This is a genomic window from Solimonas fluminis (genome assembly GCF_002930645.1).
GTDB lineage: Bacteria > Pseudomonadota > Gammaproteobacteria > Nevskiales > Nevskiaceae > Solimonas_A > Solimonas_A fluminis.
The window spans coordinates 93,665-107,269 of sequence record NZ_PSNW01000008.1; the positions used below are offsets into that span (position 1 = coordinate 93,665).

A 13,605-nucleotide genomic window follows, 5' to 3' on the forward strand; every position below is an offset into this window, starting at 1 on the left:
TACGGCGGTCGCCCGCTTCCGCCACAGCCGCAGCGTTCCCGGGCGAAGGCCGGAGCCCGGCCTCGATGAAGACCCCTGCCGCTCAGGGGGGTGCGGCGGGAGGCCGGCTTTCGCTGGCCTGAGCTTTCTCCGCGGAGCCGGCGGCTGGTACCACATTGGCCCCATTGGAGACCTTCTGCAGGCCGGAGATGATGATCGTTTCCCCGGGCTTGAGGCCCTCGGCAACCTCGACGCGGCCAGGTTCACGCTGCCCCAGGCGGATTTCGCGTTCGCGGGCCACGCCCTGGCTGACGGCGTAGACGAACTGCTGTTCGCCGCGGGGGAAGACCGCCTGCTCCGGGATCACCACCACCTGCTCGCGGACGCCGGTCTGCAGGCGCACGCGCGCGAACAGCCCCGGCCGCAGGCGTCCTTCGGGATTGGCCAGGCGGGCGCGCAGGCCCACCGAGCGGGTGGTATCGGCCACGCGCGGCTCGATGGCGTAGACCTCGCCGCGGAAGCGCTCGCCCGGCCAGGCGTCGAACTCGATGTCCAGCGGCTGCCCCGCGGACAGCTGCGACAGGGCCAGTTCCGGCACGCGGAAGTCGATCTTGACGCTGGAGACCGCTTCCAGGTTGACCAGGGCCTGGCCCGGGTTGACGTAGTCGCCCGGGCTGACCTGGCGCAGGCCGGCGATGCCGGCAAAGGGCGCCGTGATGCGGGTCTTGGCCAGTTGCGCCTGGGCCAGAGCCAGGCTCGCCGCCGCGGCGTCCTGGGCCGAGGACAGGGTGTCGCGCTCCTGCTGCGAGATCAGCTTGCGCTCGAACAGTTCCAGGCCGCGCTGGTAATTGCGCTGCGCCAGGCCGTGGTCGGCGTGAGCCTGCGCCAGCTGGGCGCGATGCACGGCGTCGTCCAGTTCGAACAGCACCTGGCCGCGAGTGACCGGACGGCCTTCGTCGAAGCCGATCCGGGCGATGCGGCCGGCAATCTCGGGGCTCAGCGTGACCGATTCGTCCGAGCGCACGCTGCCCACGGCCACGATCTGCCGGGAGAGCGTAGCGGTGGCGACCGGCGCCATTTCCACGGCGACGGCGGGCTTGGCGGTGCCGGCCTTGGCCGGATCGGCCTTGCCGCCGCCGGCCTTGTCGCAGGAGGACAGGGTCAGGCAGGACAGCAGCAGCAGCGTCGGGAGGCGACGGGTGGTCATCTTGGGTTGGTCTTTTGGCCCTGGGCGAGGCTCAGAGTGTCGGCAGGCCGCGAAGTTCGGCGAACCCTGCAAGCTTACCAAGAGGTTTGCTGCAATTCCTTCAGGCGATAGCCCACACCGGGCTCGGTCACGATCAGGGCCGGCCGTTCCGGGTCGGCCTCCAGCTTGGCCCGCAGCTGGCGGATGTAGACCCGCAGGTACTGCACGTCGGCTTCCAGCTCGCTGCCCCAGACCGCCCGCAGCAGGTGGCGGTGGGTCAGCACCTTGCCGGCATGCAGCACGAGTTGCTGCAGGATTTCGTATTCCTTGGGCGAAAGATGCAGTTCCGCGTCGTCCAGCAGCACCTGGCGGCGCACCAGGTCGACGGCCAGGCGGCCGTTGCGGTAGACCGGCCGCGCACCCTGCTGCTGCAGGCGGTGGCGCAGGGCGGCGCGGATGCGCGCCATCAGCTCCTCGGCGCCGAAGGGCTTGGTGACGTAGTCGTCCGCCCCCTCGTCCAGCGCCTGCACCTTGCCGGCTTCGCCGTCGCGGCTGCTGAGCACGATCACCGGTACGGGCGAAAGCGCACGGATGTCGCGCAGCAGGTCCAGGCCGTCGCGGTCGGGCAGGCCCAGGTCCAGCAGGACCAGGTCCGGACCGCGCTCGCGCACGGCCTGCAAGGCATGCGCGGCATTGCCGGCTTCCAGCACCTCGAAGCGGTGCGCGCCCAGCGTCGTGCGGAGCAGGCGCCGGATCGGCACCTCGTCGTCCACCACCAGGATCCTGCCGGCATCCATCAGGCGGCCTCCGCGGGGGACACGAACAGCGAGGAGGGCAGTTCGATCTCGAAGATGCTGCCGCTGCGCTCGCGGCGGTTGCGCGCGCGGATGCGTCCGCCCATGGCATCGACGAAGCCGCGGCAGACCGCCAGGCCCAGGCCGATGCCGGCGCGCTGACGGTCGCCGCCGCGGATGCGGAAGAAGGGATCGAAGATGCGCTGCAGGTCGGCCTCGGGAATCCCGGGGCCCTCGTCGCGCACCTCGATCGATACGGCATAGCGGTGCCGCTGAGCGGAAATCTCGATGCGCGTGCCCTCGGGGGCATATTTGCCGGCATTCTCCAGCAGGTTCACCAGCACCTGTTCCATCAGCACGAAGTCCAGCGTCAGCATCGGCAGCTCATGCGAGTAGGCGGTGCTGACCTGGTGGCGCTCGAGCAGGCGCGCGGTACGCTGGAGCGCCGAGCCCACGATCTCCTGCAGCTCGCAGGTTTCGCGCTTGGGCTGCAGGGCGCCGGCATCGAGCCGCGTCATGTCCAGCAGGTTGCCGACGAAGCGGTGCATGCGCTCGGTCTCGTCCTGCGCGGTGGTCAGCAGTTCCTCGCGCTGTGCGTCGTCGTACATCGCGCCATAGGACCGCAAGGAGGAGATCGAGCCCATGATGCTGGCCAGCGGCGTGCGCAGGTCGTGCGAGATGGAGGTCAGCAGCGCGGAGCGCAGTTGCTCGGTCTCGGCCAGCATGCGCGCCTGGTCGATCTGCTTGGCCAGGCGGATGCGTTCGATGGTGATGGCGGCGAGATCGGCGATGGTATCGAGCATGCGGCGCTCGGAGGGCTCGAGCAGTGCTCCGCGGCCGTCGCGCTGCGCCCCGAGCACGCCGACGATGCCCGAGGGCGTGCGCAGCGGCAGCCACAGGCGGCTGGCACCGGGCAGGGTGTCGGCGCCGCGGCCGGTGGCCTCGCCTTTCTCGAAGCTCCATTGCGCCGCCGCCAGGTCCTTGTCGTCCAGGCCGCTCTCCGCGCTCAGGCGCTTGCCGTCGTCGTCGGGCAGCAGCAGCAGGGCCTGCAGGTCGAGGATGCGGGCCACCTGGCCCGTGGTGACAGCCTGCAGGTCCTCCAGCTTTCGCAGGCCGGCGAGGCGGCGCGTGAAGTTGAGCAGCTCGGCGCTGTCGTAGGCCTGCTCGCGCGTGGCCAGGGCCTGCTGGCGCAGCCGTGCCATCAGCTGGCTGACCACGACCGAGACGGCGATGAAGAACACCAGCGACAGCACGTTGGCGGGATCGGCGACGGTGAAGGTGTAGCGGGGGCCCAGGAAGAAGAAGTTGTAGGCCCCCGAACTGGCCAGGGCCGCGTAGAGGCTGGGCACCATGCCATAGCGCGTGGCGCTGATCATCACCGCCGCCAGGTAGATCAGGGCGACATTGTGGACCTGGGTGGCCGCATGCAGCAGCCAGCCCAGGCCGGTGGCCGCCGCCACCAGCAGCGTCACCGGCAGGATCGCCGCCAGGTTCCAGTCGCCCGGCCGCGCGAACGCGCGCCGCGGCAGGCGGCGGCTCTCCGCCTGGGGATCCGCCACCACGTGGATGGAGATGTTGCGGGCGCGGCGGACCAGTTGATCGACTACCGAGCCGTGCCGGAGTTCGAACCAGCGGCTGCGCTGAGACTTGCCGGTGACGATATGGCTGATGTTGTGTTCACGCGCATAGGCCAGCAGGTCGCCGGCGATGTCGCTGCTGCCGGCGATCGACAGCGCGTTGCCATCCAGGCGCTCCGCCAGGCGCAGGTTCTCCGCTACCTGGTCGCGCTGCGCTTCGTCCAGCTGCAGGCTGCGGGCGGTTTCCAGGTAGAGCGCGGTCCACGGTGCGTCGAGCCGGTCGGCGAGCCGCTTGGCGTGACGCACCAGAGCCTGCGCGCCGGGAGACTCGTTGACGCAGACCAGCACGCGATCGCCGGCCGGCCAGACCTCCTCGATGCCATGGGTCCGCCGATGATGGCGCAACTGCTCGTCCACCTGGGCAGCGGTGCGGCGCAGCGCCAGCTCGCGCAGGGCCGTGAGATTGCCGGTATTGAAGTAGCCCTGCAGGGCGCGTTCGCCGGCCTCGCCCTGGTAGACCTTGCCCTCGCGAAGGCGCTCGATCAGCTCGGTCGGCGTGATGTCGATGACCTCGACCTCGTCGGCGAGGTCCAGGATCGCGTCCGGCACGGTTTCGCGCACGCGCACCCGCGTGATGCCGGCGACGATGTCGTTGAGGCTTTCCAGGTGCTGGATGTTGATCGTGGACCAGACGTCGATGCCGGCCGCCAGCAGCTCCTGCACGTCCAGGTAGCGCTTGGGATGGCGGCTGCCCGGCGCGTTGGTATGCGCCAGCTCGTCCACCAGCACCAGCTGCGGCCGGCGTGCCAGGATGGCGTCGAGGTCCATCTCCTCCAGTTCTCGTCCTTCGTAGGGCACCCGCCGGCGTGGGATCAGCGGCAGGCCCTCGACCAGCGCCATGGTTTCGCGCCGCCCGTGGGTCTCGACGATGCCGATCACCACGTCCACGCCGTCGCGCTGCTTCTTGCGCGCCGACGACAGCATCTCGTAGGTCTTGCCGACGCCCGGGGCGGCGCCCAGGAAAACCTTCAGCTTGCCGTGCTGCTCGCGCTGTACCCGTTCCAGCAATGCCTCGGGCGAGGGGCGATGGGGTTCGGACGGGACCGTGCTGTTCATGACCTCATTCTATGCACTTCAAAAAAAAAGAAGCGCGCCCGCGGTCCGCGGGCGCGCCGACGACAGGCCAGGTCCTCAGGGAATGCCTGCCGGCGCGCGCCGGCGTCCCGCCTCCGCGTCCAGTGCCAGGTTGAGGGCCAGCACGTTCACCCCAGGTTCGCCCAGGAACCCCAGGTCGCGGCCATGGGTGTGTTCCCGGATCATCAGGCGCACGCGGTCCACCGGCAGCCCGCGGGCGGCGGCCACGCGGGCCGCCTGGTAGTCGGCCGCGGCGGGGCTGATGTGCGGATCCAGGCCGCTGCCGGACGCGGTCAGCAGGTCCGCCGGGATCGGCTGGCCGGGCTGGGCCTTGCCGAGGCGTTCGGCGTCGGCGGCGATGCGTTCCAGCAGCGCCTTCGAGGTCGGGCCGTAGTTGGAGCCGCTGGACGAGGCCGCGTCATAGCCGGCGGCACCGGCGCCCGACGGGCGGCCGTGGAAGTAGCCGGGGCCGGCGAAGGACTGGCCCAGCAGCGCCGAGCCGACGACCTTGCCGTCGCGCTGCAGCAGGCTGCCGCCAGCCTGCTGCGGGAAGACGGCGGACGCGATGCCGGTGACGGCCAGCGGGTAGATCAGCCCCAGCAGCAGCGTCAGCAGCAGGAGCAGGACGATGGCTGGGCGCAGGATGCCCGGTTCCGGGTGCATGTCGGTGAGCACGTGGATACGCATGGGTCAGCCTCCTCAGGCCAGGCCGGCAGCCGCGACCAGCAGGTCGATCAGCTTGATGCCGATGAAGGGGACGATCAGGCCGCCCAGGCCATAGATCGCCAGGTTGCGGGACAGCAGGCGCGCAGCGGGCGCTGGCCTGTAGCCGACGCCGCGCAGGGCCAGCGGGATCAGCGCCAGGATGATCAGGGCATTGAAGATGATCGCCGACAGGATCGCTGACTGCGGCGAGGCCAGGCCCATGACATTCAGGGCGCCCAGTTGCGGGTAGAAGGCGATGAACAGCGCCGGGATGATGGCGAAGTACTTGGCCACGTCGTTGGCGATGCTGAAGGTGGTCAGGGCGCCGCGGGTCATCAGCATCTGCTTGCCGATGCCGACGATCTCGATCAGCTTGGTGGGATCCGAGTCCAGGTCCACCATGTTGCCGGCCTCGCGCGCGGCCGCCGTGCCGGTCTGCATGGCCACGCCGACGTCGGCCTGGGCCAGTGCCGGGGCATCGTTGGTGCCGTCGCCGCACATCGCCACGAGCTTGCCCTTGGCCTGCTCGGCGCGGATCAGCTCCAGCTTCTTCTCCGGCGTGGCCTGGGCCAGGAAGTCGTCGACGCCGGCCTCGGCCGCGATGGCGGCCGCGGTCATCGGGTTGTCGCCGGTGATCATCACCGTGCGAATGCCCATCTCGCGCAGTTCGGCGAAGCGCTCGCGGATGCCGCCCTTGACGATGTCCTTGAGCTGCACCACGCCGAGCACCCGGCCGTCGCGCGCCACCGCCAGCGGCGTACCGCCGCCCTTGGCGATGCGCGCGGCGATCTCGTCCAGTTCCGCCGGGATGGCGTGGCCTGCCGGATGTGCCTTGACGTAGTCCTTCACCGCGTCGATGGCCCCCTTGCGGATCTCCTGGCCATCGACGTCCACTCCGGACATGCGGGTCTGCGCCGTGAAGGGGATGAACTTCGCGTGCAGCGGCGCCATTTCGCGGCCGCGCAGGCCGTGCTTCTGCTTGGCCAGGATCACGATGCTGCGGCCCTCGGGCGTCTCGTCCGACAGGCTGGAGAGCTGCGCCGCATCGACCATCTCGTGTTCGTAGACGCCGGGCAGCGGGTGGAATGCGGTGGCCTGTCGATTGCCGAGCGTGATGGTGCCGGTCTTGTCCAGCAGCAGCGTATCGACGTCACCTGCGGCTTCCACGGCGCGGCCCGACAGGGCCAGTACGTTGAATCGCACCAGGCGGTTCATGCCGGCGATGCCGATGGCGGAGAGCAGGGCGCCGATGGTGGTCGGGATCAGCGTGACGAACAGCGCTGCCAGCACGATCACCGAGACCTGGCCGCCGGCGTAGCGGGCGAAGCCCGGGATCGTCGCCACCGCCAGCACGAAGATCAGGCTCATGCCGGCCAGCAGCACGTTCAGCGCGATCTCGTTGGGGGTCTTCTGGCGCGCGGCGCCTTCCACCAGCGAAATCATGCGATCCAGGAAGCTCGAGCCGCTGGCGGCGGTGATCCGTATCTCGATCGTGTCGGACAGCACGCGCGTGCCGCCGGTGACGGCCGAGCGGTCGCCGCCGGCCTCGCGGATCACGGGCGCGGATTCACCGGTGATCGCGGATTCGTCCACGGTAGCCACGCCCAGCACCACGTCGCCGTCGCCCGGGATGGTTTCGCCGGCGCTGACCCGGACCCGGTCGCCCACGCGCAGTTCGGTGGCATTGACCGCCTCGACGCGGCCGTCGCGCAGGCGGTTGGCCAGGGTCTGGGTACGGGTCTTGCGCAGTTCTGCCGCCTGCGCCTTGCCGCGGCCCTCCGCGATCGCCTCGGCGAAATTGGCGAACAGCACCGTGAACCACAGCCAGGCGATGACCTGGCCCGAGAACAGCAGGCCGCCGGCGCTGGTGATGGCATCGCGCAGGAACAGCACCGTGGACAGGGCGGCAACCAGCGCCGTGATGAAGATCACCGGATTGCGGGCCAGCTTGGCGGGCGACAGCTTGCGCAAGGCATCCTGGGCTGCCGGTGCCAGCAGGGCGCGGTCGAACAGGGATTTGCTTTTCTGCGTCATGGGAAACCTCAGTAGCTGCTGCCCTGCAGCAGAGCGAACTGCTCGGCGATGGGACCCAGCGCCAGGGCCGGGAAGAAGGTCAGCCCGCCGACGATCAGCACCACGCCGACCAGCAGCGCCACGAACAGGCCGTTGTTGGTAGGGAAGGTGCCCCCCGAGGGCGCCACCGTGTTCTTTGCGCCCAGCGAGCCGGCGATGGCCAGCATCGGCAGGATGATCGCGAAGCGGCCCAGCAGCATGGCGATGCCCAGCGTGGTGTCGTAGAACGGCGAGTTCGCGGTCAGCCCGGCGAAGGCGCTGCCGTTGTTGGCGGCCGCCGAGGTGTAGGCATAGAGGATCTCGCTGAAGCCGTGCGGGCCCCGGTCCTGCAGGCCGGCCAGGCCCAGGTCGAGCACGCCGGCCAGCGATGTGAAGCCGAGGATGCACAGCGGCGAGGCGAGAATTGCCAGCACCGTGAGCTTCACCTCGCGCGCCTCGATCTTCTTGCCCAGGTATTCCGGAGTCCGGCCCACCATCAGTCCGGCGATGAACACCGCCAGGATCACGAACAGCAGCATGCCGTAGAGGCCGGCGCCGACGCCGCCGATGACGACTTCGCCGAGCTGCATGTTGATCATCGGCACCATGCCGGCCAGCGGCATCAGGCTGTCGTGCATGGCGTTCACCGCGCCGCAGGAGGCGGCCGTGGTGATGACCGCGAACAGCACCGAGGCGGGGATGCCGAAGCGCACCTCCTTGCCTTCCAGGTTGGCATCGACGCCGGCGGCCTGCAGCAGCGGGTTGGCGGAGGTCTCCGCCCAGTAGGCCGCGGCCACGCCCGCCAGGAACAGGATTCCCATGGCGCCGAAGAGGGCCCAGCCCTGCTTCTCGTCGCCGACCATGCGGCCGAAGACGTTGGTCAGCGCGGCGCCGATGGCGAAGATCGACAGCATCTGCGCCAGGTTGCTCAGGGCCGTCGGATTCTCGAAGGGATGCGCGGAGTTGGCGTTGAGGAAGCCGCCGCCGTTGGTGCCGAGCATCTTGATCGCCTCCTGCGAGGCGATCGGGCCCTGGGCGATCAGCTGCTTCGCGCCCTCCAGCGTGGTGGCCTCGGTGTAGGGCAGCAGGTTCTGCGGCACGCCCTGCCAGACCAGGAACAGCGCGTAGGGCAGGCACAGCGGCAACAGGATGTAGAGCGTCACGCGCGTGAGGTCGGCCCAGAAGTTGCCGAGGGCCTGGGCTTGGCGCCGGGCGAAGCCGCGGCTGAGCGCGATGGCCAGCGCGATGCCGGTGGCGGCCGAGACGAAGTTCTGCACCGTCAGGCCGATCATCTGGCTGAGGTAGCTCATGGTGGCTTCGCCGCCGTAGGACTGCCAGTTGGTGTTGGTGACGAAGCTGATCGCGGTGTTGAATGCCAGGTGCGGGCTCAGTGCCGGCAGGGCCTGCGGATTCAGGGGCAGCCATTGCTGGGTGCGCAGGATCAGGTACAGCAGCGCGAAGCCGGCGAAGTTGAAGGCCAGCATCGCCAGCGCGTAGCCATGCCAGGACTGCTCGCGCTGCGGATCGACGCCGGCCGCCCGGTAGAACAGGCGCTCCAGCGGCCCCAGCACCACGGACAGTCCGTGGCGCCGGCCCTCGACCACGCGAAGGATGTAGCCGCCCAGCGGGCGGACCAGCAGGATGATGAGGCCGCAGAAGACGAGGATCTGCAGCCAGCCAAGGGCTGTCATGGAAGGAGCTCCCGGTGCTAGAAACGTTCGGCGCGGATCAGCGCGTAGACGAGGTAGATCAGCGTGCCCACGGCGACGCCGCCGCCCAGCAGGTAGTCGAAGGCCATGGTCAGAGTTTCCCCGCGCCCTTGGCATAGAGGACCATCAGTGCGAAGCCCAGCACGCCCAGTCCGAGAAAGATGAGGTCACCCATCGAGATGCTCCTGAGCCGCCATGATGGCGGCGCGGGTATTAGGCGCGCCGGCCCCGTAGGAATTCGAGGAAGGGCCGGCCGCCGGGAGATAAAGGAAAGATAAAGATGCGCCTCTAGATGAAGCGCTCGGCCTGCAGGGCCAGCGCCGCCGGCTCGGCGGCATGGGCCACCAGGTAGACCTGCCGTCCGGGGGCGGCGCCCAGGATCAGGCCGGCGGCGATGGCGCCGGCACCGAGGGCGGCAATGGCCAGGCGCACCGGACCCTGCCAGGCGGAAAGGAACTCGGACAGGGCGGCGAGGCCGGCGTGATCGTTGCGGAAGGCGAGGCGGGCGAGGGGGCGGCCCTCGCGGCGCAGGTCGACCTGTACTTGGTGCGGCTGGATGTCGATGCCGACGCAGAGTGCGCTGTCCATGTGGGGAGTACCCGTGACGGGGCGGATCGCCCCGGCGCACACCTTAGGGACAGCCGGATAAATTGGGGGTGAAGACCGGCGGCCGCGACATCAAGGTTGCATAAAGACGCGCCTCCCGAGGAGCTTGCCCCGGAAACTCCTCGTGCCGCGAAAGCCGGCATCCAGTACCGGACAGGAGTGGCCCTGGGCGCAGCGGGATACCGGCTTCCGCCGGCATGACGACTAGCCGAGTTTCGCCACCAGCTTCACCAGTTCCGGCGACTTGGCATAGGCGCGGAACAGGGTGCGGGCCAGCACGCCGAGCTGGCGGTTGACTTCGTCGGGCGTCAGGTGGCGCAGCGGCAGCACGCAGGCTTCCACCAGCGAGATGATGGCACGGGCCATGTCGTCGAGGTCTCCGCCCAGGTCCATGCTGCCCTGTTGCTGGCCGCGCTTGAGGGCATCGTGCAGCACGGCGATGGCGGCGGACTCGAAGGCGCGCTGGGCCGTGATGATGTGCACCGTCTCCGGGGTGTCCGGGATCAGCCAGTAGCCGCCGATGCCCTTCTCAATGCGCGGGTCCTGCAGCAGACGCGACAGGCCGCCGAACAGGGCGACCACGGCTTTCACCGGGTCCGGCTCGGCCCGCATGACGTCGAAGATGTAGCTGTCGAAGATCGTGTGCAGGCGCTTGAGGCAGTCCAGGTACAGGGCTTCCTTGCCCTGGAAATGCCAGTAGAGGGCGCCCTTGCTGAGCTTGGCGGCGGTGGCGATATCGCCGATGGAAACTCCCTCGTAGCCATAGCGGCCGAACAGTTCGAAGGCGCGGTCGCCGATGACCTTGAGTGTGTCGAACTGTTCGTGGGCGGGCTTGCGCGGCATGGCAGGGGATCGGGCGGCTGGTATGTTTATGGTAAGTATCAAGAAATTCTGAACGATTCCGCTATTCTTTGCCTGTGTCCCCGACCGACCCCAGTTTCGAGCAGAGCCTGGACCGCGCGGCAGCCCTGCTGCGCGGCGCGCGGCGCGTGCTGGCCATCACCGGGGCCGGCATCTCCGCCGACTCCGGGCTGCCGACCTATCGCGGCGTCGGCGGGCTGTACGAGGATGCCGCCACCGAGGATGGACTGCCGATCGAGGAAGCCCTGTCCGGCAGCATGTTCCGCCGGCGTCCCGAGATCTGCTGGAAGTACATCCACCAGCTGGAGCGCAACTGCCGCGGGGCCCGGCACAATGCCGCCCATGACGCGCTTGCTGCGCTGCAGCAAGGATTTGCGCAGTTCACTGTGCTGACCCAGAACATCGACGGCTTCCATGTCGATGCAGGCTCTGCCGACGTCATCGAGATCCACGGCAACCTGCGCGAGCTGTACTGCGTGCAGTGCGGAGCCTCGCGCGGGGTCCCGGACTTCTCCGCCGTGGAGAACCTGCCGCCGCGCTGCGGGCGCTGCGGCGGGATCGAACGCCCGCGCGTGGTGCTGTTCGACGAAATGCTGCCGGAGGCCGCGCTGCGGCGCCTGCAGGATGTGCTGGAGCAGGGCGTGGACGCGGTGCTGAGCATCGGCACCACCAGCGTGTTTCCCTACATCGCCGCCCCGGTGCTGATGGCGCGCCGCCACGGGGCGCCGAGCATCGAGATCAATCCGGGCCGCAGCGAAGTGTCGGAGCTGGTGGACCTGCGCCTGCGGGCGAGGGCCATCGACGTGCTGCCGGCGCTGGCGGCAAGGCTTTCCCCGTGAGCAGCCTCGCGCGCTGGTCGGAAGTCTGGGAAGAGCTGGGCCTCAAGGCCGATCCGGAACTGCATGCCGACCTGCGCCTGCGCTATTCCAGCTCCTCGCGGCACTACCACACGCTGCACCACCTGATGGAGTGCCTGGAACTGTTCGCCGAGACACGGGACCTGGCCGAGCATCCCGCCGAGATCGAGCTGGCGCTGTGGTTCCATGACGCCATCTATGAAGTGAAGCGCCACGACAACGAAGTCCGCAGCGCCGAGTGGGCGCAGCGCGCGTTGCGCAAGGCCGGCGCCGACGACGCCCTGGTCACGCGCGTCTACGACCTGGTGATGGTGACGCGTCATGACGGCCAGCCCGTGACGGCCGACCAGCAGCTGCTGTCGGACATCGACCTGGCCATCCTCGGCGCCCGTCCTTCGCGCTTCGACGAATACGAACGGCAGGTGCGCGAGGAATACAAGCACGTGCCGTCGCCAACCTTCAAGGCGGTGCGCCGCCAGATCCTGCAGGGTTTCCTGGCCCGGCCACGCATCTACCACACGCAGTGGTTCTACGAGCGCCGCGAACGCCTGGCGCGCGGCAACATCGACCGCTCGCTGCGGCAGCTCTCGCGCTGGCGCCTGTCGCCGATGTAGCCGGGCCTGCGGGCCGCAAATCCTCACGCAACCTCACAGCCCGTGGCCGCGGCGGCTCCAGGCTGGGCAGGGCGCGCCGGAAGTCCCGCGACGCCGGTGCCGTAAAACCGTCACGGCCGCGACGGAATCCCGGCAAAGGCAGGATCCGTTCCCGCGGCGCGGCGTTTTCCCTCGCGCGCCGCCCGTCGGGGATTTCCTGCCGCTGGCGGCTCCGGCCTGTAGGGGCGCGTGGGCGGGCATCGCTGCCCTTGCCGCGAGACCTGTTGGGCGCAGATGACGGCCGGGGGACGTCGTTCCTTGGGGAAACTCCTGTTTCATCCATGCCTTGTAAGCAATGGATTACATAAAATCAGCCAAGGCTTACATCTTGGCCGGCTGAAGTTCAGCGGCGATTGACCTCGGAGCCCGTTGGAACCCTGACAGCTGAACCCTGACGATCTTTCATCCCATCGCATGTGGATTGTTTGTGACCGGGCGTACCCCCAAGGGCTGCGCCAGCGCCATGACCACCACCTGCCGGACTTCGCTGCATACCTTCCGCCGTGAACTGCGGATCCTGCTGGGCCTGGGGCTGATGGCCGCGGCGGCGCTGACGGCGGGTACGGCGCGGGGTTCCGAGGGGCTGCTCTACGAAGAGGATGCAAGCATCGCGGTCGGCGAGGGGGCAGGCGGCGCCACCTATTCCCGACGCCTCGACCGCGACGGCAACTACGAGGTTCGCGCCAGCTTCCGCAGCTTCTCCGGCGACCCGCTGAGCGTCGCCTTCCGCTTCTCGCCGCAGAGCAGCCATGAATCGGTCCGGGAATTCGGCGTATCGGTAGAGGAACTGGATGCGCTGATGGCCGCCTGCCGCGCGCGCAGCGGCTGCGACCAGGAAGAGTTCAACCGCCACACCACGCGCTACTACCGCGACCACTCGCTGACGCTGAGCCAGGAGCGGGCGGACCAGGCGCCGAGGCTGCGCGTGGACGTGCCGCGGGTGGTGGAGCGCAACCGGGCCCGCGTGAAACCGGTCGCGGTGGCGCTGCGCCGCCTCGCGGCCCAGCAGGGCCGCGACACGGAGTGGATGATGGAGGCCGCCATTGCCCTGGTGCAGAGCGGCATGGTTTACCGCCAGCCGGCTACCTGGGACGGCGGGCGCAAGATCCTGGGTTTCTATCCGCCGCTGCGTGCCCTGGAGCGTGGCTACGGCGACTGCGATACCAAGTCGGCCCTGCTGGCCGCGATCCTCCAGAACCTTTCCAGCACGCCGCTGGTGGGCGTGCACGTGCCGCAGCACTACCTGCTGGGGATGGCGCGCACCCCGCGCAGCGACCAGGCGTACATCGTCCACCAGGGGCGGCCCTACGTGCTGGTGGAAGCTGCCGGCCCGGCCGCGCGGCGCCCGGGTGAAGTGTCCAAGGCCACGCATGCGGCGCTGGTGCTGAAGAAAGGGATCCGGGTCGACCCGATGATCTGAACGTCCTGGGGAGTCGCCGCAGCGCATTTCCGGCCCTGGCCGGGGTGCGCTGCGGTTTTTTTTGCTTTAACC

The 13,605-nt window shown here is 69.2% G+C and carries 12 protein-coding genes; 3 read left to right on the top strand and 9 right to left on the bottom strand.

Annotation, left to right across the window (positions count from 1 at the left end; translation table 11 throughout):
• Window positions 1-82: 82 nt before the first annotated feature.
• The 9 genes from C3942_RS14840 to C3942_RS14880 all read right to left on the bottom strand — a co-directional run bounded on the left by C3942_RS14840 (window position 83) and on the right by C3942_RS14880 (window position 10,585).
• The gene (locus C3942_RS14840) at window positions 83-1,186 is read right to left on the bottom strand and encodes an efflux RND transporter periplasmic adaptor subunit (RefSeq protein WP_104231137.1); all 1,104 of its coding nucleotides are present in this window, start codon (window positions 1,184-1,186) and stop codon (window positions 83-85) included.
• A gap of 74 nt (window positions 1,187-1,260) precedes the next feature.
• The gene (locus tag C3942_RS14845; protein ID WP_104231138.1) at window positions 1,261-1,962 is read right to left on the bottom strand and encodes a response regulator; all 702 of its coding nucleotides are present in this window, start codon (window positions 1,960-1,962) and stop codon (window positions 1,261-1,263) included.
• Window positions 1,962-4,652, bottom strand: coding sequence for a DUF4118 domain-containing protein (locus tag C3942_RS14850; protein ID WP_104231139.1), 2,691 nt, complete (start codon window positions 4,650-4,652; stop codon window positions 1,962-1,964). The genes C3942_RS14845 and C3942_RS14850 overlap by 1 nt, the downstream gene beginning before the upstream one ends.
• Window positions 4,653-4,727: 75 nt before the next feature.
• Window positions 4,728-5,357: a potassium-transporting ATPase subunit KdpC gene (kdpC, locus tag C3942_RS14855; protein WP_243393618.1), complete on the bottom strand. Its 630-nt coding sequence runs from the start codon at window positions 5,355-5,357 to the stop codon at window positions 4,728-4,730.
• A 12-nt stretch (window positions 5,358-5,369) separates the two neighbouring features.
• Complete coding sequence (gene kdpB / locus C3942_RS14860; RefSeq protein ID WP_104231140.1) at window positions 5,370-7,409, bottom strand: potassium-transporting ATPase subunit KdpB; 2,040 nt, start codon at window positions 7,407-7,409, stop codon at window positions 5,370-5,372.
• 8 nt (window positions 7,410-7,417) lie between these two features.
• Window positions 7,418-9,118, bottom strand: coding sequence for a potassium-transporting ATPase subunit KdpA (gene kdpA, locus C3942_RS14865; RefSeq protein WP_104231141.1), 1,701 nt, complete (start codon window positions 9,116-9,118; stop codon window positions 7,418-7,420).
• A gap of 17 nt (window positions 9,119-9,135) precedes the next feature.
• Window positions 9,136-9,225, bottom strand: coding sequence for a K(+)-transporting ATPase subunit F (kdpF, locus tag C3942_RS14870; protein ID WP_104231142.1), 90 nt, complete (start codon window positions 9,223-9,225; stop codon window positions 9,136-9,138).
• A gap of 199 nt (window positions 9,226-9,424) precedes the next feature.
• Window positions 9,425-9,724 carry a hypothetical protein gene (locus C3942_RS14875; protein WP_104231143.1) on the bottom strand — a complete coding sequence of 100 codons (300 nt, stop codon included), beginning with the start codon at window positions 9,722-9,724 and terminating at the stop codon, window positions 9,425-9,427.
• Window positions 9,725-9,946: 222 nt separating this feature from the next.
• A complete protein-coding gene (locus C3942_RS14880; RefSeq protein ID WP_104231144.1) occupies window positions 9,947-10,585 on the bottom strand; it encodes a TetR/AcrR family transcriptional regulator in 639 nt (212 codons plus the stop codon).
• Between the two features lie 74 nt (window positions 10,586-10,659).
• Here C3942_RS14880 and C3942_RS14885 point away from each other — a divergent pair, with 74 nt between their 5' ends.
• From C3942_RS14885 to C3942_RS14895, 3 genes are all read left to right on the top strand, one after another.
• Window positions 10,660-11,442: an NAD-dependent deacylase gene (locus C3942_RS14885; RefSeq protein ID WP_104231145.1), complete on the top strand. Its 783-nt coding sequence runs from the start codon at window positions 10,660-10,662 to the stop codon at window positions 11,440-11,442.
• Window positions 11,439-12,074, top strand: a complete 636-nt coding sequence (locus tag C3942_RS14890; RefSeq protein ID WP_104231146.1) for an HD domain-containing protein — start codon at window positions 11,439-11,441, stop codon at window positions 12,072-12,074. The genes C3942_RS14885 and C3942_RS14890 overlap by 4 nt, the downstream gene beginning before the upstream one ends.
• A 466-nt stretch (window positions 12,075-12,540) precedes the next feature.
• Complete coding sequence (locus C3942_RS14895) at window positions 12,541-13,533, top strand: hypothetical protein (protein ID WP_104231147.1); 993 nt, start codon at window positions 12,541-12,543, stop codon at window positions 13,531-13,533.
• The last annotated feature ends 72 nt before the right edge of the window (window positions 13,534-13,605 follow it).